Here is an 18,319-nt window from a genome sequence, read left to right as displayed (position 1 = left end):
GCCCCCTTTGCCATCGGTCGCGAAACGGTGAACCGAGCAAGCCGGATGTGTGACACGCGCCGACATCGGAGAGGGCCCGGCCGCTCCACGCGCCGGGCCCTCCTGTGACGTACGACTGACGTACGACTGACGTACGGCCCCCGATCAGCCGACGACGGTCCAGGTGTCCCCACCCGCCAGCAATGCCCCCAGATCCCCCTTGCCCTTCTGCTCGATCGCCGTGTCCAGCTGATCCGCCATCTGTGTGTCGTAGACGGGCCGTTGCACGGACCGCAGCACCCCGATCGGGGTGTGGTGCAGGGTGTCCGGGTCCGCCAGGCGGGACAGGGCGAACGCCGTGGTGGGGGAGGCGGCGTGGGCGTCGTGGACCAGGATGTCCGACTCGTTGTCCGGGGTGACGTCCACGACCCTCAGGTCACCGGTCGCCGGGTCCCGGACCACGCCGCGCGAACCTCCCTCACCGCCGAAGCGGATCGGCCGGCCGTGCTCAAGCCGGATCACCGCCTCCTCGGCCGACTGGTTGTCCTTCAGCGCTTCGAAGGCGCCGTCGTTGAAGATGTTGCAGTTCTGGTAGATCTCGATCAGCGCGGTGCCCTGATGGGCGGCCGCCTCCCGCAGCACCCCCGTCAGGTGCTTGCGGTCCGAGTCGATGGTCCGCGCCACGAACGACGCCTCCGCGCCGAGCGCGAGGGACACCGGGTTGAAGGGGGCGTCCAGCGACCCCATCGGCGTCGACTTGGTGATCTTGCCGACCTCGGAGGTGGGTGAGTACTGGCCCTTGGTGAGCCCGTAGATCCGGTTGTTGAAGAGGAGGATCTTCAGGTTCACGTTCCGCCGCAGGGCGTGGATCAGGTGGTTGCCGCCGATGGACAGCGCGTCCCCGTCACCGGTGACCACCCACACCGACAGGTCCCGCCTGCTGGACGCGAGCCCCGTCGCGATCGCGGGCGCGCGGCCGTGGATGGAGTGCATGCCGTAGGTGTTCATGTAGTACGGGAAGCGGGAGGAGCAGCCGATGCCCGAGACGAAGACGATGTTCTCCTTGGCCAGACCCAGCTCGGGCATGAAGCCCTGCACCGCGGCGAGGATCGCGTAGTCACCGCAGCCGGGGCACCAGCGCACTTCCTGGTCGGACTTGAAGTCCTTCATGGACTGCCGGGCCTCGGCCTTGGGAACGAGCGAAAGCGCCTCGACCGTGCCCGTGCCTTCCGTGGACGTCTCAGCCATCGATGGCCTCCTTGAGTGCCGCGGCGAGCTGCTCCGCCTTGAACGGCATACCGTTGACCTGGTTGTACGAGCGGGCGTCGACCAGGTACTTCGCCCGCACCAGCGTGGCGAGCTGACCGAGGTTCATCTCGGGGATCACCACCTTCTCGTACGCCTTCAGCACCTCGCCCAGATTCCGCGGGAACGGGTTGAGGTGACGCAGATGGGCCTGCGCGATCGACTCGCCGGCCGTCCGCAGCCGCCGTACCGCCGCCGTGATCGGCCCGTACGTCGAGCCCCAGCCCAGTACCAGGGTCCGCGCCCCGTGCGGATCGTCGACCTCGATGTCCGGTACGTCGATGCCGTCGATCTTGGCCTGGCGGGTGCGGACCATGAACTCGTGGTTCGCGGGGTCGTAGGAGATGTTGCCGGTGCCGTCCTGCTTCTCGATGCCGCCGATGCGGTGCTCCAGGCCCGGCGTGCCCGGGATCGCCCACGGGCGGGCGAGGGTCTCGGGGTCGCGCTTGTACGGCCAGAACACCTCGGTGCCGTCGTCCAGGGTGTGGTTCGGGCCCTGCGTGAACTGCACCCGCAGGTCCGGCAGTTCGTCCAGTTCCGGGATGCGCCAGGGTTCGGAGCCGTTGGCCAGGTAGCCGTCGGACAGCAGCATCACCGGCGTGCGGTACGTCAGCGCGACGCGCGCCGCCTCCATGGCCGCGTCGAAGCAGTCGGCCGGGGTGCGCGGGGCGATCACCGGGACCGGGGCCTCGCCGTTGCGCCCGTACATCGCCTGCAGCAGGTCCGCCTGCTCGGTCTTGGTGGGCAGACCGGTCGACGGGCCGCCGCGCTGGATGTCGATCACCAGCAGCGGCAGTTCGAGGGAGACCGCGAGGCCGATGGTCTCGCTCTTGAGCGCGACTCCGGGCCCGCTGGTCGTGGTCACCGCCAGCGAGCCGCCGAAGGCCGCGCCCAGCGCCGCGCCGATACCCGCGATCTCGTCCTCGGCCTGGAAGGTGCGCACGCCGAAGTTCTTGTGCTTGCTGAGCTCGTGCAGGATGTCCGAGGCCGGGGTGATCGGGTACGAGCCCAGGAACAGCGGCAGGTCCGCCTGGCGGGAGGCCGCGACCAGGCCGTACGACAGCGCCAGGTTCCCGGAGATGTTCCGGTACGTGCCGACCGGGAAGGCCGTGGTCGCCGGGGCGATCTCGTAGGAGACCGCGAAGTCCTCGGTGGTCTCACCGAAGTTCCAGCCCGCGCGGAAGGCGGCGATGTTGGCGGCCGCGATCTCGGGCTTCTTGGCGAACTTCGACCTCAGGAACTTCTCCGTGCCCTCGGTGGGCCGGTGGTACATCCATGACAAGAGGCCGAGCGCGAACATGTTCTTGCTGCGCTCGGCCTCTTTGCGGGTGAGGTCGAATTCCTTGAGTGCCTCGACGGTCAGGGTGGTCAGTGGGACCGGGTGGAGCTGGTAACCGTCGAGGGAACCGTCTTCCAGTGGGGAAGCGCCGTACCCCACTTTCTGCATCGCCCGTTTCGTGAACTCGTCCGTGTTGACGATGATCTCCGCGCCGCGCGGCAGGTCGCCGACGTTGGCTCTGAGAGCGGCCGGGTTCATCGCCACCAGCACGTTGGGCGCGTCGCCCGGCGTGAGGATGTCGTGGTCGGCGAAGTGCAACTGGAAGGACGAGACACCGGGCAGGGTCCCTGCGGGGGCGCGGATCTCGGCGGGGAAGTTCGGCAGCGTCGACAGGTCGTTGCCGAAGGACGCCGTCTCCGAGGTGAAGCGGTCGCCGGTGAGTTGCATGCCGTCACCCGAGTCCCCCGCGAAACGGATGATCACCCGGTCCAGACGGCGGACGTTCTTCACGCCCGCCGTGGTGCGCTGCTCTCCCGTGACGGATCCGTCGGCCTGCTCCGCTGGGCTACTGACCTGGCTGGTCACTGAACTGGACCTCCCTAGAGGCGGCTGTCTGGGAGCGGCCGTCCCGCTGGCCTCCCAAGAGCAACCCTACGACCGTAAGGGTCGCCTTCCCTGGGTCATTCGCATGATGGACACGCCTTTGAGACGATGGAGAACGCTGATTTGTCATGATTTACCCGCCCCCGACATTCACTGTGAAGACGCTCTCGCGCGACCCCCCGTTCTCGTCCCGCGAGTGATGGACCCCGGCCTATCTGACACAGTGTCAGATTGTCAGGAGTTCAGATAGGTGAGGACCGCCAGCACGCGCCGGTGGTCCCCGTCGCTCGGGGACAGCCCGAGTTTCAGGAAGATGTTGCTGACGTGCTTCTCCACGGCTCCGTCGCTCACCACCAGTTGCCGCGCGATCGCGGAGTTGGTCCGCCCCTCCGCCATCAGGCCCAGCACCTCGCGCTCTCGCGGGGTGAGACCCGCGAGCACGTCCTGCTTGCGGGAGCGGCCCAGCAACTGGGCGACGACCTCCGGGTCGAGGGCCGTACCGCCCTCAGCCACCCGGACCACCGCGTCCACGAACTCACGCACCTCGGCCACCCGGTCCTTGAGCAGATAGCCGACGCCGCGACTCGAACCGGCCAGCAGTTCGGTGGCGTAGCGCTCCTCCACGTACTGCGACAGCACGAGCACCCCGAGCCCCGGATGCGCCTTGCGCAGCTGGACCGCCGCCCGCACGCCCTCGTCGGTGTGCGTCGGCGGCATCCGTACGTCCGCCACCACGACGTCCGGCAGCTCGCCCTGCGCTTCCAGCTCGGTGATGGTCTTGATCAACGCCTCGCCGTCACCGACCCCGGCCACCACGTCATGTCCACGGTCGGTCAACAGCCGGGTCAGGCCCTCCCTCAGCAGCACCGAATCCTCGGCGATGACCACCTGCACCCTGTCCTCCACGATTTTTGGCCCCCGAGCCCCTGTAGTGGGCCGAAACCGGCCCCGTCCCCATCCCTTGGGGGGCAGTATCCCGCGATCCGACCTTCCTCACCGGGCCTGTGGACAGACCGGGCGCGGCGCGCGTGACCGGGTTGGTGGCACGGCTGGGGGTTCGGTTGCACGGCTGAGGGTTCGGTGACCGGGCTGGGGGTTCGGTGACCGGGGCACCCCTCGGCCCCCTGATCCGCGGGGAATTCGCAGATCAGGGGGCCGAAGCGAGCGACCGGGCTACACCGCTCGCCAGGGCAGTTCGGCGGTGATCCGGGTCGGGCCACCGGCCGGCGAGTCCACCACCAGGATTCCGTCCACCGCGTCCAGCCGCTCGGCCAAGCCGGCCAGCCCCGAACCGGCGGAGGTGTCCGCGCCGCCGACCCCGTCGTCCACGACCTGGAGCATCAGGCGGTTCTCCACCTGCCACACGTCCACCGACGCCTGCGTGGCGCGCGAGTGCTTGCTGATGTTCTGCAGCAGCTCCGACACCGTGAAGTACGCGATCCCCTCGATCGCCGGGGCCGGCCGCGCCGACAGGTCCACCTCCACCTGCACCGGCACCGTGCACCGCGAGGCGACGGAGGACAGCGCGGCGTCCAGACCGCGGTCCGTCAGTACGGCCGGGTGGATGCCCCGGGCCAGGTCCCGCAGCTCCTGCAACGCCGTCTTCACCTCGCCGTGCGCGTCCCCCACCAGCTGGGCCGCCTCCTGCGGATTCTCCGCCAGCTTCTCCTTCGCCAGCCCCAGGTCCATCGCCAGCGCCACCAGCCGGGCCTGCGCCCCGTCGTGCAGGTCCCGCTCGATGCGCCGCAGGTCCGCGGCGGCCGTGTCGACCACGACCCCCCGGTCCGACTCCAGCTCCACCACCCGCGCCGACAGCCGCGACGGCCCGAGCAGCCCGTGCACCAGCAGCCGGTCCACCATGGTCAGCGCCCGCAGGATCCAGGGCGTGGCCAGCGTGATCAACAGGCCCACCAGCGCCGTCACGGTGATCTCGAACGGGTTGTCGAGGTACACCTGGTGGCTCTCGTCGCCGTACAGCTGGATCCCGTCCTGCCCGCCGTACAGCGGGAAGAGCCAGAACCACACCGGGTACGTCATCAGCGTCCAGCCGAGCGCGAAGAAGTTCACCGCGACGACGAAGGAGAACACCGACCACGGCAGGTGCACCAGCGTGTACAGCACGCTCCGCCACGACGTGCCGCTCTTCAGCACGGCGCCCATCCAGGCCAGCGCGCCCTGCTTCTTGATCCGCAGCGGCTCCGGGTCGGCCACGTCGAGTCCGAGCAGTCCCCGCGCGCGGGCCCGCTCCAGCGCCCCGAGCCCCCGGCAGCCGGCCAGCCCCGCCGCCAGCACCGGAATCCCGAGGAACGTCACCAGCAGCCCCATGCCGAGGGTGACCATCGTGACGGCGTACACGAACATCAGGACGCCGATCGGCAGACCCAGCAGTACGTACGCCAGTTCGCGCCAGCTGCGCGCCTCGAACGGCGCCCGCAGCCCGGCCGGCAGACGATGCCGACGTGCCCCGTCGGGGAACCCGAGCTCGCTGTCGTGCCCGTAGCTCTGTCCGTAGTGCGTGGCCATCGCCTCGTCCTTCTCCTCGTCCTGCGGCTGTGCCGTCGTACCTTCACTCTGCTGTGCCGCGCGCCTGCGGACCATGGAGTCCGTCGGCGTCTCGGAAGGGGGGTTTTCCCTACCGCTGCCGCCTGCCGCCTGCCGCCTGCCGCCTACCGCCTACCGCCTACCGCCGTGCCCGCGGGACCCGCCCGCGCCGGAGGCCTCGTCGCGGTCCCGCCAGGGCAGCTCCGCGGTGACGATCGTCGGACCGCCCGGGGGTGAGTCGATGACGAAGAGGCCGTCCACGGCGTCCAGGCGGTCGGCGAGGCCACGCATGCCCGTACCGCCGTCGAGGCGCGCACCACCGCGGCCGTCGTCCCACACCTGGATCAGCAGCCGGTCGTCGGATCGCCACACGTCCACCGACGCCGATCTCGCCCCGCTGTGCTTGCTGACGTTCTGCAGCAGCTCCGAGACGGTGAAGTAGGCGATGCCCTCGATGGCCGCGACCGGCCTGGCATCCAGGTCCGCCGTCACCTTCACCGGCACCGTGCACCGCGAGGCGACGGAGGACAGCGCGGCGTCCAGACCGCGGTCGGTCAGGACGGCGGGGTGGATGCCCCGGGCGAGGTCCCGCAGCTCCTGCAGCGCGAGTTTCACCTCGCCGTGCGCCTCCTCGACCATCGCCGCCACGACCTTGTCGTCGGCCTGCCCCTCCAGCAGCCGCTCCTTGGCCATGCCCAGCCCCATCGCCAGATTGACCAGCCGGGCCTGCGCGCCGTCGTGCAGATCGCGCTCGATGCGGCGCAGATCGGCCGCGGCCGTGTCGACGACGACACCCCGGTCGGACTCCAGCTCGGTGATCCGCCGCTCCAGTTCGTCGGAGGGCGACAGCAGACCGCGCACCATCGCCCGGTCGACATTGGTCAGCCCCCGCGCGATGAGGGGCAGCACCGGCCACAGCACGAACAGCGAGGTCAGCGTGAAGGTGAAGGTGAAAATGCCCCAGGGCAGCCGGATGAAGTCGTACAGCATCGTCCGCCAGCCGACCGGGTCCTTCAGCCCCGTCCACAGCCGCTGGAGGAATCCGCCGCCCCTCCTGCCCCACGGCAGCGGGCTCGGCTCGTCCACCCGCACCCCGAGCAGCGCCCTGGCCCGCGCCCGCTCCAGCCTGCCCAGCTGACGGGCCCCCATCAGCCCGAGGGCGAGCAGCGGCAGTCCGATCACCGTGACGGTCAGCCCCGCTCCGAGGGCCAGCGTCGTCACGACGTAGACGAATCCGATCAGCGCCGCCGGAAAGTTCGCCAGCAGGTGCGCGATCTCCTTCCAGGTGTGCCGGGGGAAGGCGAGACGGGCGGGTGGAAGGCGGTCGCTGTCCGCTTCCCCTAAGGGGCTCGAGGCCGGGAGACGTTCGGTCATACGGGTCAGCGTGCCGTGCGTCGGCCCGCCGCGCCATGAGGCGGACCGCCGCGACGCACGGGGGAAAACCCCACCCCGGCCATCCGAGGCTTTCCTCAGGCCAGACGGGCTGCTTACGCTCCCTTTAGCAGGGCCTAGACTCCGGTGCGTACAGATCGTCTAACAGCAGCGTTCACAGGGAGCGAGGGACGGACCGTGCGGGAACCGACCGCTGTCGCGGCGGACTACTTCCAGTCGTACTCGGTCGTCGGGCTGCTCGCCGTCGTCGGCGTGCTGTTCGTCGCGGTCGCCTTCGGCGCCGGACGCCTGCTGCGGCCCGTGGTCCCCACCCCCGAGAAGCTCCTGACGTACGAGTGCGGAGTCGACCCCGTCGGCGAGGGCTGGGCGCACACCCAGGTCCGCTACTACGTCTACGCCTTCCTGTACGTCATCTTCGCCGTCGACTCGATCTTCCTGTTCCCCTGGGCCACGGTGTTCGCCGCTCCCGGCTATGGCGCGACCACCCTCGTGGAGATGTTCATCTTCCTGGGCTTCCTCGCCGTGGGCCTGCTGTACGCATACAAGAAGGGCGTCCTGACATGGACGTGACCCCCACTCCTTCCGAGCCCGTTCTGCTTCCGGAGCCGAAGCGGCTGGGAGCCCTCGCACGGCTGGCCCCCGAGCCGATGAAGGTGGTCCTGAACTGGGGCCGCCGCTACTCCCTGTGGGTCTTCAACTTCGGCCTCGCCTGCTGCGCGATCGAGTTCATCGCCGCGTCGATGGCCCGCCACGACTTCATCCGCCTCGGTGTGATCCCCTTCGCGCCCGGCCCCCGCCAGGCCGACCTGATGGTGGTCTCCGGCACGGTCACGGACAAGATGGCGCCGGCCGTGAAGCGCCTGTACGAGCAGATGCCCGAACCGAAGTACGTGATCTCGTTCGGCGCGTGCAGCAACTGCGGCGGGCCGTACTGGGACTCGTACTCCGTCACCAAGGGCGTCGACCAGATCATCCCGGTGGACGTCTACGTCCCGGGCTGCCCGCCCCGCCCCGAGGCGCTGCTGCAGGGGATCCTCAAGCTCCAGGAGAAGATCGCGCGGGAGTCGCTGGGGGAGCGGTACGGGTCGGGGTCTGGGGCTGGGTCCGGGACGGGGCGTCCTTCGGCGGCGGCGCTGACGAGTGGGCTGGTGCGGGGGCCGGAGGCGGGGTCCGGCTCGGGTTCGGGGTCCGGTCACGGTTCCGGTTCGGGGTCCGGTCACGGTTCCGGTTCGGGGGAGGGGCGATGACCGGGGTCGGCTGGCTGCCCGCTCCGGTCGAGGAGCTGTTCGGTACGCAGGCCACGGCCGAGGAGTCGTACGAGGTGCTGACGGTCGACGTACCGCCGGCGTCCTGGCTCGCCGCGCTGGAGGTGGCCCGCGACCGTCTGGCCTGCACCTACTTCGACTGGCTGAGCGCGGTCGACGAACCCGGCGCGGGCTTCCGTGTCGCGGCGCACGTGGTGGCGCTCTCCCCGGTGCGACGACTCTTGCTGCGTACGACGGTCCCGCACGAGGCCCCTGTCCTGCCGAGCGCGGTGGACGTGTTCGCGGGCGCGGCCTGGCACGAACGTGAGACGCACGAAATGTTCGGCGTCGACTTCCGGGGCCACCCGTCGCTGGACCACCTCCTGCTTCCCGAGGGCTTCGAAGGCCATCCCCTCCGCAAGGACTTCGTCCTGGCCGCCCGCGTCGCCAAGGCCTGGCCCGGCGCGAAGGAACCGGGGGAGTCCGCAGCGGGCGGGGCACACGGTGCCCCCAAACGCCGCCAGATGCTTCCCCCGGGCGTCCCCGACCCGAACGAGTGGGGCCCGCAGAAGGGCCAGCTCCCACCGGCCCCCGCCCGCCCGGCCCGGGGCGCTGGGCGCACGACACCGGAGCGCCCGGCTCGCGCGACGGGCGAGCGTCCGGTACGTGCGGCCGGCGAGCGTCCGGTACGTCGGGCGCGTTCGGCGTCGGAGGGGTCGGCGAGCCAGACCGGGGGGCCGACGCGTCAGCCGGTGGAGGACCGGGAGGCGACGCCGCCGACGGTGGACGCCCCGCCGACCGTGGACGCCCCGTCGGCTCCGGACGCCTCGTCGGCCGATGCCGCCGCACCGGCCCGTCCGCGTCGCACGCGCTCGGCGTCGGAAGGCTCGGCGAGTCAGCAGGGCGGGACCGGCACCGGTGCGGGCGAAGGCCCCGGTTCCGGCCCGGCCCGACGTGCGCGCAGCGCCGGTGAGGGCTCCGCGTCGCAGTGCACGCAGCCCCCGGCCGAGGACACACCCGCCCGTCCCTCCAGGAGCCCCCGCACCTCGGACGCCCCCTGGCACCACGCCCGCCCGACCTTCGACGAACCGGAACCGAACGGCCCCGCCGAACCCTCCGAGGCCGCGACTCCAGGCCCGGTGGCTCCCGAGCCCGCCCCTCACAAGCCCACGACCTCCACCCCCGAAGACACCGCCGAAGACACCGCCGAACCCGAAGCGCCCGAAGCCCCCGCCCCACACCCCCGGGCCGAACCCCCCAAAGCCCCCGACGCCCCCGAACCCCCCCAAGGAGGCTCGCAGTGAATGACGCTTTCGACGTCGCCCTGCGACTCCTGATCGTCTTCGGCGTCTTCCTCACCTTCCCGCTGATCGTGGGTCAGACCGAGCACAAGGTGATGGCCCACATGCAGGGGCGCCTCGGCCCGATGTACGCCGGCGGTTTCCACGGCTGGGCCCAACTCGTCGCGGACGGCGTGAAGTTCGCGCAGAAGGAAGACATCGTCCCGGCGGGCGCGGACCGCCGTATCTTCCAACTCGCCCCGGCCGTGGCACTCCTCCCGTACCTGCTGGTCCTCCTGGCCATCCCCATCGGCCCCGGCGAGGGCGCCGTCGGCGAGGTCGTCGACGCGGGTGTGTTCTTCGTCCTGGCCGTGATGGGCGTAGGCGTCCTCGGCTCGCTCATGGCCGGCTGGGCCTCCGCCAACAAGTTCTCCCTCCTCGGCGGCCTGCGCACCGCCGCCCAGCTCCTCGCCTACGAACTCCCGATGCTGCTCACCGCCGCCTCGGTGGCGATGGCCGCCGGGACGGTGTCGCTCCCCGGGATCCTGGACGCCTTCGAGTGGTGGTGGCTGCCCTGGCAGATCGTCGGCGCGATCGTCTTCTTCGTCGCCGGCCTCGCCGAACTCCAGCGGCCCCCCTTCGACATGCCGGTCGCCGACTCCGAGATCATCTTCGGCGCCTACACCGAGTACACCGGCCTCCGCTTCGCCCTGTTCCTGCTCGCCGAGTACGCCGGAATCGTCGTCCTGTGCGGCCTGACCACCGTCCTCTTCCTGGGCGGCTGGCACGGTCCCTGGGGCGCCGACGGCCTCGGCTGGGTCTGGACCCTGCTGAAGACCGCCGTCCTCGCCTTCGTCGTGATCTGGCTCCGCGTCACCTACCCCCGCCTGCGCGAGGACCAGCTGCAAAAGCTCTCCTGGACCCTCCTGGTCCCCCTGTCCCTCGCCCAGATCGCCCTCACCGGCATCGTCAAGGTGGTGATCCAGTAACCATGGCCGAGCCTCTCCCGCCCACCCGGCCCCGCATCCCCGGCTCAGGCCTCGCCAAGGGCCTGGCCGTCACCCTGCGCACGATGACGAAGAAGACCGTCACCGAGCAGTACCCCGACACCCAGCCCGACCTGCCGCCCCGCACCCGTGGCGTCATCGGCCTGTTCGAGGAGAACTGCACGGTCTGCATGCTGTGCGCCCGCGAATGCCCGGACTGGTGCATCTACATCGACTCCCACAAGGAGACGGTCCCGCCGGCCGCACCGGGCGGCCGCGAACGAAGCCGCAACGTCCTCGACCGCTTCGCCATCGACTTCTCTCTCTGCATGTACTGCGGTATCTGCATCGAGGTGTGTCCTTTCGACGCCCTGTTCTGGTCCCCGGAGTTCGAGTACGCCGAGACCGACATCCACGAACTCACCCACGAACGCGACAAGCTCCGCGAGTGGATGTGGACCGTCCCGGCCCCGCCCGCCCTCGACCCCGGCGCGGAGGAACCCAAGGAGATCGCGGCCGCCCGTAAGACCGCCGAGAAGCTGGCGGCCGCCCAGGCCGAACCGGAGGAGGGGCAAACGTGAACCTCGCCACCGAAACCCACGGCTTCCTCTCCCCGACCGGCGTCGAGATCGCGTTCCTCCTGGTCGGCCTGGTCACCTTCGGCGCCGCGCTGGTCACGGTCACCACCAGGCAACTGGTGCACGCCGCCCTGTGGCTGGTGGTCGCCCTCGGCGGCCTCGCCGTCGAATACCTCCTGCTCACCGCCGAGTTCATCGCCTGGGTACAGGTCCTCATCTACGTCGGATCCGTCGTCGTCCTCCTCCTGTTCGGTCTGATGCTCACCAGGGCCCCGATCGGCCGCTCCCCGGACGCCGACTCCGGCAACCGCTGGGCCGCCCTCACCGTGGCCGTCGCCGCGGCCGCCGCCCTGGTCTGGGTCGTCGTCGACGCCTTCCGCGCGACCTGGATCGACCTGGACGGGCCCCCCGCCGGTTCCACCGAGGCCACCGGCGCCAGCCTCTTCCAGAACTGGGTGCTTCCCTTCGAGGCCCTGTCCGTCCTCCTCCTCGCCGCCCTCGTCGGCGCGATCGTCCTGTCCCGCAAGGCGAAGGCCGACGCGACCCGAGCCGATACCGCCGAGGCCGACCAGGAAGGCGCCCGCTGATGCACCTCGCCTATCCCGCCGTCCTGTCCGCCCTCCTCTTCTGCACCGGCCTGTACGGAGTCCTCGCCCGCCGCAACGCGATCCTGGTCCTGATGTCGGTCGAGCTGATGCTCAACGCCGTCAACCTCAACCTGGTCGCCTTCGACGTCTGGCTCAGCCGGGCAGCTGAGGAGACCCTGCACTCCGGCCAGGCGCTGACCCTGTTCACCATCGCCATCGCCGCAGCCGAGATCGGCATCGGCCTGGCGATCGTCCTCGCCGTCCACCGCAACCGCGGCACCGCGGACATCGACAAGCTCCGCGACACCGCCGAGGGCCACGGGAGCGACCCGGCCGACGGCTCCGGCAGGGGCACCCCGACGGCCGGGACGGCCGCCGAGAAGGCTGAGGCCAGCGCGTGACCACGACCACCCTCGCCGTCCTCGTCCCCCTCCTTCCGTTCCTCGGCGCCGCGGCCGGTCTGCTGCTGGGCCGCACCGCCCCCGGCTTCATCCGCCCGCTCGCCGTCCTGCCGGTACTCGCCTCCCTCGGTCTCGCCGTGATCGTCGCCGTGCGGCAGGGCGGCGGCCACACCATCGAGGCGGCCACCGAACTCACCCCCACCGGCTCGGTCCCGATCGAACTCGCCCTCGACATCGACGGCTTCGCCGCCCTCGTCGCCGTCCTGGTCGCCTTCGTGGCCGCCTGCGTGCAGATCTACTCGACGGGCTATCTGCGCGACGACCCGCGCTACCCCTCGTACGCCGCCCTCGTCTCCCTCTTCACCTCCGCGATGCTGCTCGTCGTCTACTCCGGCGACCTGATGCTGCTGCTGGTCGGCTGGGAGATCATGGGTATCTGCTCGTACTTCCTGGTGGGCCACTACTGGGAGACCCCGGAGGCCCGCGCCGCCTCCCTCAAGGCCTTCCTCGTGACCAAGCTCGGTGACGTCCCCTTCCTCATCGGCCTGTTCGCCCTCGCCACCGACGCCGGCTCCTTCCAGATCACGAAAGTCCTCGGCGCCGTCGCCCACGGCGGACTCGACCACCCGACCCTCATCGCCCTCCTGCTCCTGGCCGGAGTGGCAGGCAAGTCGGCGCAGTTCCCGCTGCACACCTGGCTCCCCGACGCGATGGCGGGCCCCACCCCCGTCTCCGCGCTGATCCATGCCGCGACCATGGTCGCGGCCGGCGTCTACTTCGTCGCCCGACTCCTCCCCGTGTTCGAGGCCTCCCGGGCCGCGATGGTCGTCCTCGCCGTCATGGCCGCCGTCACCATGGCCGGCTCGGCCCTCGCCGCGCTTGCCCAGGACGACATCAAGCGCGTCCTCGCCTACTCGACGATCGGTCAGCTCGGCTACATGACCGGCTCCCTCGCCGTCGGCGACCGCTCAGCCGCCGTCTTCCACCTCCTCTCGCACGGCGCCTTCAAGGCGCTGCTGTTCCTCGCGGCCGGCGTGATCATCCACGCCGCCGGTACCAACTCGCTGGCCGCCATGTCCCGCATGAGCAACCTGCGCCACCGCGTCCCCGACGCCTTCTGGACGATGACCGTGGCGCTCCTCGCGCTCGCCGCCATCCCGCCGTTCAGCGGCTTCTTCTCCAAGGAGTCCGTCCTCGGCGCCGCCGAGCACGTGGCCACCGGACACACCGAGCAGGCCCCCGGCGCCGCCGGCTGGACCGTCCTCGTCGCCGGGCTCCTCACCGCCCTGCTCACCGCCGCCTACGCGACCCGGCTGTGGCTGCTCGCCTTCTACGGCCGGGGTGCCCAGGCCCCCGACCACGGCAGGCAGCCCCTCACCATGACCGTGGTGCTGTGGGTCCTCGCCGTCCCGTCCCTCGCCGTCGGCGCGCTCGCCTACCGCACGCTGCCCGACTGGTTCGACGGCCGTGACCTCACCCCGACCCTCACCACCTCCGTCCTCGGCACGGGCGTGGCCCTGGTCGGCGGCCTCGTCACCTACACGGCCTGGCGGCACACCACCCAACTCGCGGCCAAGGTCCCGCTGGGCGCGGTCGCCGCCCACCCCGAGGGCGACGCCGGCCAGGTGGAGGCCGAGGCCATCGCCAGCCACCGGCCCGCCTACGGAGACGTGGCCCACGCACCCGACCCGTCGGACCCCGCACGGCTCCTGCTCGGCCCGCTGCACCGCCACGCGGCCGTCGGCTTCCACCTCGACGCCGTGTACGCGGCCCTCTTCGTCCGCCCGGTCCAGGCCGGAGCCACCCTCGTCCGGTTCCTCGACCGCGAGGTCGTCGAGACCTACGTACGCGGCGCGGGCGCGCTGCCCCGGCTCCTCGGGGCCGCCGTACGACGTGCCCAGACCGGCAATCTGCAGACCTATGTGAGCGCGCTGCTCGCCGGCACCGTCGTCCTGGTGGTCGCCGCCGTCCTCGTCGCCACCGGAGCGTGAGCAGGCGTGATCGATATCAACGAGTCCGTGATGCAGTTCCTTCTGGCATTGATCGTCGTCGGCCCGCTCCTCGGCGCCGCGGCCGCTCTCCTGCCCGCCCCGCCCGGACTGAAGGGAAAGTCACCCGAGCAGGCCGCGCTGCGGCACGGTGTGACGGTCACCGGCGTGATCCTCATCGCCGCGATCGTCCTCGCGCTCGGCTTCGACCACGACCACCCCTCGACGATGCAGGCCACGACCGACATCAGCTGGATCCCCGCACTCGACGTGCGGATCCACCTCGGCATCGACGGCATCTCCCTCCCCCTTCTGGTCCTGACCGCGCTGCTGACCTTCCTCTGCGCGCTCTACTCCTACTTCAAGCCGCCGACGGGACCGACCCCGAAGGCGTTCGTCGCCCTGCTGCTCGTCCTCGAGGCCGGCACCCTCGCCACCTTCGCCGTCCTCGACCTGCTGCTCTTCTTCCTCGCCTTCGAGATGGTCCTCATCCCGATGTACTTCCTCATCGCCCGCTGGGGCGGTGCGCAACGCACCCAGGCGGCTTGGAAGTTCATCCTCTACACACTGCTCGGCTCCGTCGTCATGCTGCTCGGCCTGCTCCTGATCGGAATCAGGGCGGGCACCTTCGACATGGTGGCACTCGCCACTGACAACGGCCGCTCGCTGACCACATCCGTGCAGGTCGTCGCCGTCCTCGCGATCGGGATCGGACTCGCGGTCAAGACCCCGATGTGGCCGCTGCACAGCTGGCTGCCCGACGCCCACACCGCCGCCCCGACCGTCGGCTCGGTCCTGCTGGCCGGTGTCCTGCTGAAGATGGGTACGTACGGGTTCGTCCGGATCCTGTTGCCGGTCGCCCCGGACGGTTTCCGCACCTTCGCGCCCTACCTCGCCGCCTTCGCCGTGGTCGGCATCATCTACGGATCCCTGGCCTGCCTGGCCCTCGCCAAGCAGGGCGCGAAGGGCGACCTCAAACGCCTCATCGCCTACTCGTCCGTCGGCCACATGGGCTTCGTCCTCCTCGGCATCTCGACCATGACCCCGACCGGCGTGAACGGCGCGCTGTTCGCCAACATCGCCCACGGCCTCATCACCGGCCTCCTCTTCTTCCTGGTCGGCGCGGTGAAGGACCGAACCGGCAGCACCGACCTCGACACCCTCGCCGAGGAGACGGGGGCGGCGCTGTACGGCAAGGCCCCACGCCTCGGGGGCCTGCTCGCGTTCGCCGCGGTCGCCTCGCTCGGACTGCCCGGCCTCGCCGGGTTCTGGGGCGAGATGCTGGCGCTGTTCGGCGCGTTCGAGCCCGCCGACGGCCTGAGCCGCGCCGCCTTCCTCACCTTCATGTCGATCGGCGCCTTCGGCACCCTGCTGACGGCCGCGTACATGCTCATCGTGGTCCGCCGCGTCTGCATGGGCGCCGTACCGCGGGAAGCCCCGAAACTCACCGACGTGCGCGGCTACGAGTTCGCGGCGTGGACCCCGCTCGTCGCCCTCACCGTCGTCGCCGGTCTCTGGCCCAGGGCCCTCCTCGGCCTGACCGACCCGGCCGTGCAGCAGCTCCTCGCAGGAGGCACCCGATGAGCTCCCTGGCCCAGCCGTCGGCCGCGACGCTCGTCCAGTCCGTCGACTGGCTCGCCATCGCCCCGCCCACCATCACGGCCGTCGTCGCACTCGTCGTCCTGGTCGCCGACCTGTTCGTCGGCGAGCACAGGAAGGCGCTGCTCGGATGGCTCTCGGTCGCGGGCCTCGCCGCCTCGGTCCTCATGCTGCTGCCCCTCCTGGACGGCGACCGCTCCACCTTCTGCCTGACGGGCGACGCCGGCGTGTGCAGCTACACGGCTGACCGCTTCACCCTCGTCCTCCAACTCCTGGTCCTCGGCGGTGCCCTCCTCGCCGCCCTCCTGTCGGTCACCGCCCTCAAGGACGCCGACAAGCAACTCCCCGACGGGGAGTACTGGTTCCTGCTGCTGTCCTCCGCGGCCGGAGCGGCCCTCCTGCCCGCCTCCCGCGACCTGGCGACCCTGATCGTCGCCCTGGAGGTCGCCTCCCTGCCCGCCTTCGCCCTCGTCGGCCTCCGGCACGGCGACAGGAAGTCCTCCGAAGCGGCCCTGAAGTTCTTCCTGTCCTCGGTCACCGCCACCGCGGTCAGCCTCATGGGCATCAGCTTCGTGTACGCCGCCACCGGCACCCTCTACCTCACCCAGGTCGCCGAGCGCATCCAGCACGTCGACGGGCAACTGCACACCCTCACCCAGACCGGCGTCGTCCTCACCCTCATCGGCTTCGCCTTCAAGACCGCCGCCGTGCCCTTCCACTTCTGGGTGCCCGACACCTACGTGGGAGCGCCCCTCCCGATCGCCGCCTACCTGTCGGTCGTCGGCAAGGCCGTCGGCTTCTCCGGCCTCATCCTCATCACCGTCGTCGCCCTCCCGTCGTACGCCGACGTCTGGGGTCCGGCCCTCGCCGCGCTGGCCGCCCTCACCATGACCGTGGGCAACGTCGGAGCCCTCCGCCAGCAGGCCACCCGCGCGTACAGCGCGGTACGCCTGCTCGCCTGGTCGTCCGTGGGCCAGGCCGGGTACCTCCTCGTCCCGATCGCCGCCGCCGCGTACTCCGACGACGCCGAGCACTCCATCGGCTCCACCGTCGCGTACGCCCTCATGTACGGCGCCGTGAACCTGGGCGCCTTCGCGGTGGCCGCACTCGTCGGCCGTACGAAGTCCCTCAACCGCATCTCCGACTACCGCGGCCTGTACGCGTCGCACCCCCTCGCGGCGCTCCTGCTGGCCTTCTTCCTGCTCTGCCTGGCCGGACTGCCGCCGGGCATCATCGGTCTCTTCGCGAAGGTCACCGTCTTCTCCGCGGCCGTCGACGCGGGCCTCGGCTGGCTCGCCGTGGTCATGGCCGTGAACGTCGTGATCGCGCTGTTCTACTACCTCCAGTGGACGACCCTGCTGTTCCGCGCCCCGGAGGGCGAGACCGTCAAGCACCGGCTGCCCGCCCCCCTCACCGCCGCGATCGCCCTCACCGGCGTCCTCGCCCTCGCCCTCTCCGGAGCCCCGCAGCTGGTCCTGCGCTTCGCCGACACCGGCCTGTTCTGACCCGTCGTCCGGAGGGCCGCCGAGGGCCCCCGGACGCACAAGGGAACTAGTGGCCCTCGCCTGCCGTTCACCAAAGCGGGAGGGTCCACTGGGCGTGACACCGCGACACCAGTGGTACTGCTGATCAACAAGGAAGGTCAGCAAGCAAAGGGTTCCCCTGCTGTACGACTTGGAGGGCGTACCGTGCACCGCCGGCACAACGGGCTCAGGACCGCAGTACTCCTCGGGGGACTGTCCGCACTCATCATCGTCATCGGCGCCTTCTTCGGCCGCGCGGGGCTCGTCATCGCGGTCGTCGTCGCCCTCGGGACCAACGCGTACGCGTACTGGAACAGCGACAAGCTGGCTCTACGCGCGATGCGTGCCCGCCCGGTCAGCGAGTTCGAGGCCCCCGCCCTGTACCGCATGGTCCGCGACCTCTCCACCCAGGCCCGCCAGCCCATGCCGCGCCTGTACATCTCCCCGACCGAGGCCCCCAACGCCTTCGCGACCGGCCGCAATCCGCGCAACGCCGCCGTGTGCTGCACCGACGGCATCCTGCGCCTCCTGGACGAACGCGAACTGCGCGGCGTCATCGGGCACGAGCTCAGTCACGTCTACAACCGCGACATCCTGATCTCCTCGGTCGCCGGCGCCCTCGCCTCCGTGATCATGTTCCTGGTCAACTTCGCCTGGCTGATCCCGATCGGCCGCTCCGACGACGACGACGGCCCCGGCCTCCTCGGCATGCTGCTGATCATGATCCTGGGTCCGATCGCCGCCACCCTCATCCAACTGGCCATCAGCCGCTCCAGGGAGTACGAGGCCGACGCCTCCGGCGCCCAGCTCACCGGCGACCCGCTCGCCCTGGCCAGCGCCCTGAACAAGCTCGAAACGGGTACCAAGCAGCTCCCGTTGCCCCCGGAACCCCGCATCGAGACGGCGAGCCACATGATGATCGCCAACCCCTTTCGTCCGGGGCAGGGATTCTCCAAGATGTTCTCGACCCATCCGCCGATGGCGGAGCGCATCGCCCGTCTCGAGAAGATGGCGGGTCCCCGCCCATGACGTCG

General features: G+C 70.7%; 16 protein-coding genes. 11 read left to right on the top strand and 5 right to left on the bottom strand.

Going from position 1 to position 18,319, the window contains the following annotated elements; all coding sequences use genetic code 11:
* Positions 1–144: 144 nt before the first annotated feature.
* The 5 genes from ABZ027_RS08990 to ABZ027_RS08970 form a co-directional block, all read right to left on the bottom strand.
* Entirely contained in the window at positions 145–1,227 is a 1,083-nt protein-coding gene (locus tag ABZ027_RS08990) for a 2-oxoacid:ferredoxin oxidoreductase subunit beta (RefSeq protein WP_356765898.1), read from the bottom strand.
* On the bottom strand, positions 1,220–3,148 hold the full coding sequence (locus ABZ027_RS08985; RefSeq protein ID WP_356765896.1) for a 2-oxoacid:acceptor oxidoreductase subunit alpha: 1,929 nt from the start codon (positions 3,146–3,148) through the stop codon (positions 1,220–1,222). Before ABZ027_RS08985 ends, ABZ027_RS08990 begins: the two co-directional genes overlap by 8 nt.
* A gap of 252 nt (positions 3,149–3,400) precedes the next feature.
* Positions 3,401–4,060 carry a response regulator transcription factor gene (locus tag ABZ027_RS08980; protein WP_356766136.1) on the bottom strand — a complete coding sequence of 220 codons (660 nt, stop codon included), beginning with the start codon at positions 4,058–4,060 and terminating at the stop codon, positions 3,401–3,403.
* Positions 4,061–4,339: 279 nt separating this feature from the next.
* Positions 4,340–5,689, bottom strand: coding sequence for a sensor domain-containing protein (locus ABZ027_RS08975; protein ID WP_356766134.1), 1,350 nt, complete (start codon positions 5,687–5,689; stop codon positions 4,340–4,342).
* Between the two features lie 150 nt (positions 5,690–5,839).
* The gene (locus ABZ027_RS08970) at positions 5,840–7,081 is read right to left on the bottom strand and encodes a sensor domain-containing protein (RefSeq protein ID WP_356765894.1); all 1,242 of its coding nucleotides are present in this window, start codon (positions 7,079–7,081) and stop codon (positions 5,840–5,842) included.
* Positions 7,082–7,276: 195 nt separating this feature from the next.
* Between ABZ027_RS08970 and ABZ027_RS08965 the strand changes: the two genes are divergently transcribed.
* The 11 genes from ABZ027_RS08965 to htpX all read left to right on the top strand — a co-directional run bounded on the left by ABZ027_RS08965 (position 7,277) and on the right by htpX (position 18,314).
* Entirely contained in the window at positions 7,277–7,669 is a 393-nt protein-coding gene (locus ABZ027_RS08965; RefSeq protein WP_356765892.1) for an NADH-quinone oxidoreductase subunit A, read from the top strand.
* Positions 7,660–8,346 (top strand): NADH-quinone oxidoreductase subunit B family protein, encoded by a 687-nt coding sequence (locus ABZ027_RS08960; protein WP_356765890.1) that lies wholly within the window; start codon positions 7,660–7,662, stop codon positions 8,344–8,346. Before ABZ027_RS08965 ends, ABZ027_RS08960 begins: the two co-directional genes overlap by 10 nt.
* A complete protein-coding gene (locus tag ABZ027_RS08955) occupies positions 8,343–9,647 on the top strand; it encodes an NADH-quinone oxidoreductase subunit C (RefSeq protein ID WP_356765888.1) in 1,305 nt (434 codons plus the stop codon). The genes ABZ027_RS08960 and ABZ027_RS08955 overlap by 4 nt, the downstream gene beginning before the upstream one ends.
* Complete coding sequence (locus tag ABZ027_RS08950) at positions 9,644–10,612, top strand: complex I subunit 1 family protein (protein WP_356765886.1); 969 nt, start codon at positions 9,644–9,646, stop codon at positions 10,610–10,612. Before ABZ027_RS08955 ends, ABZ027_RS08950 begins: the two co-directional genes overlap by 4 nt.
* 2 nt (positions 10,613–10,614) lie before the next feature.
* The gene (locus ABZ027_RS08945) at positions 10,615–11,190 is read left to right on the top strand and encodes an NADH-quinone oxidoreductase subunit I (RefSeq protein WP_356765884.1); all 576 of its coding nucleotides are present in this window, start codon (positions 10,615–10,617) and stop codon (positions 11,188–11,190) included.
* Complete coding sequence (locus ABZ027_RS08940; RefSeq protein WP_356765882.1) at positions 11,187–11,774, top strand: NADH-quinone oxidoreductase subunit J; 588 nt, start codon at positions 11,187–11,189, stop codon at positions 11,772–11,774. The genes ABZ027_RS08945 and ABZ027_RS08940 overlap by 4 nt, the downstream gene beginning before the upstream one ends.
* Positions 11,774–12,175 carry an NADH-quinone oxidoreductase subunit NuoK gene (gene nuoK / locus ABZ027_RS08935; RefSeq protein WP_356765880.1) on the top strand — a complete coding sequence of 134 codons (402 nt, stop codon included), beginning with the start codon at positions 11,774–11,776 and terminating at the stop codon, positions 12,173–12,175. Before ABZ027_RS08940 ends, nuoK begins: the two co-directional genes overlap by 1 nt.
* Positions 12,172–14,166, top strand: a complete 1,995-nt coding sequence (locus ABZ027_RS08930) for an NADH-quinone oxidoreductase subunit L (RefSeq protein ID WP_356765878.1) — start codon at positions 12,172–12,174, stop codon at positions 14,164–14,166. Before nuoK ends, ABZ027_RS08930 begins: the two co-directional genes overlap by 4 nt.
* 6 nt (positions 14,167–14,172) lie before the next feature.
* Positions 14,173–15,747: an NADH-quinone oxidoreductase subunit M gene (locus ABZ027_RS08925; RefSeq protein WP_356765876.1), complete on the top strand. Its 1,575-nt coding sequence runs from the start codon at positions 14,173–14,175 to the stop codon at positions 15,745–15,747.
* Positions 15,744–17,267, top strand: a complete 1,524-nt coding sequence (locus ABZ027_RS08920; protein WP_356765874.1) for an NADH-quinone oxidoreductase subunit N — start codon at positions 15,744–15,746, stop codon at positions 17,265–17,267. The genes ABZ027_RS08925 and ABZ027_RS08920 overlap by 4 nt, the downstream gene beginning before the upstream one ends.
* Positions 17,268–17,450: 183 nt before the next feature.
* On the top strand, positions 17,451–18,314 hold the full coding sequence (gene htpX / locus ABZ027_RS08915) for a zinc metalloprotease HtpX (protein ID WP_356765872.1): 864 nt from the start codon (positions 17,451–17,453) through the stop codon (positions 18,312–18,314).
* Positions 18,315–18,319: the final 5 nt, after the last annotated feature.

It is taken from the genome of Streptomyces sp. NPDC006332 (genome assembly GCF_040612855.1).
In the GTDB taxonomy this organism is placed as follows: Bacteria; Actinomycetota; Actinomycetes; order Streptomycetales; family Streptomycetaceae; genus Streptomyces.
This window is presented reverse-complemented; position numbering and strand designations above follow the sequence as displayed.

What these genes read in the sequence shown, in the direction of transcription:
- ABZ027_RS08970 (WP_356765894.1), bottom strand. Translation starts at nt 7,081, where the DNA reads ATGACCGAACGTCTCCCGGCCTCGAGCCCCTTAGGGGAAGCGGACAGC.
- ABZ027_RS08960 (WP_356765890.1), top strand. Translation starts at nt 7,660, where the DNA reads ATGGACGTGACCCCCACTCCTTCCGAGCCCGTTCTGCTTCCGGAGCCG.
- ABZ027_RS08955 (WP_356765888.1), top strand. Translation starts at nt 8,343, where the DNA reads ATGACCGGGGTCGGCTGGCTGCCCGCTCCGGTCGAGGAGCTGTTCGGT.
- ABZ027_RS08945 (WP_356765884.1), top strand. Translation starts at nt 10,615, where the DNA reads ATGGCCGAGCCTCTCCCGCCCACCCGGCCCCGCATCCCCGGCTCAGGC.
- ABZ027_RS08975 (WP_356766134.1), bottom strand. Translation starts at nt 5,689, where the DNA reads ATGGCCACGCACTACGGACAGAGCTACGGGCACGACAGCGAGCTCGGG.
- ABZ027_RS08920 (WP_356765874.1), top strand. Translation starts at nt 15,744, where the DNA reads ATGAGCTCCCTGGCCCAGCCGTCGGCCGCGACGCTCGTCCAGTCCGTC.
- nuoK (WP_356765880.1), top strand. Translation starts at nt 11,774, where the DNA reads ATGCACCTCGCCTATCCCGCCGTCCTGTCCGCCCTCCTCTTCTGCACC.
- ABZ027_RS08990 (WP_356765898.1), bottom strand. Translation starts at nt 1,227, where the DNA reads ATGGCTGAGACGTCCACGGAAGGCACGGGCACGGTCGAGGCGCTTTCG.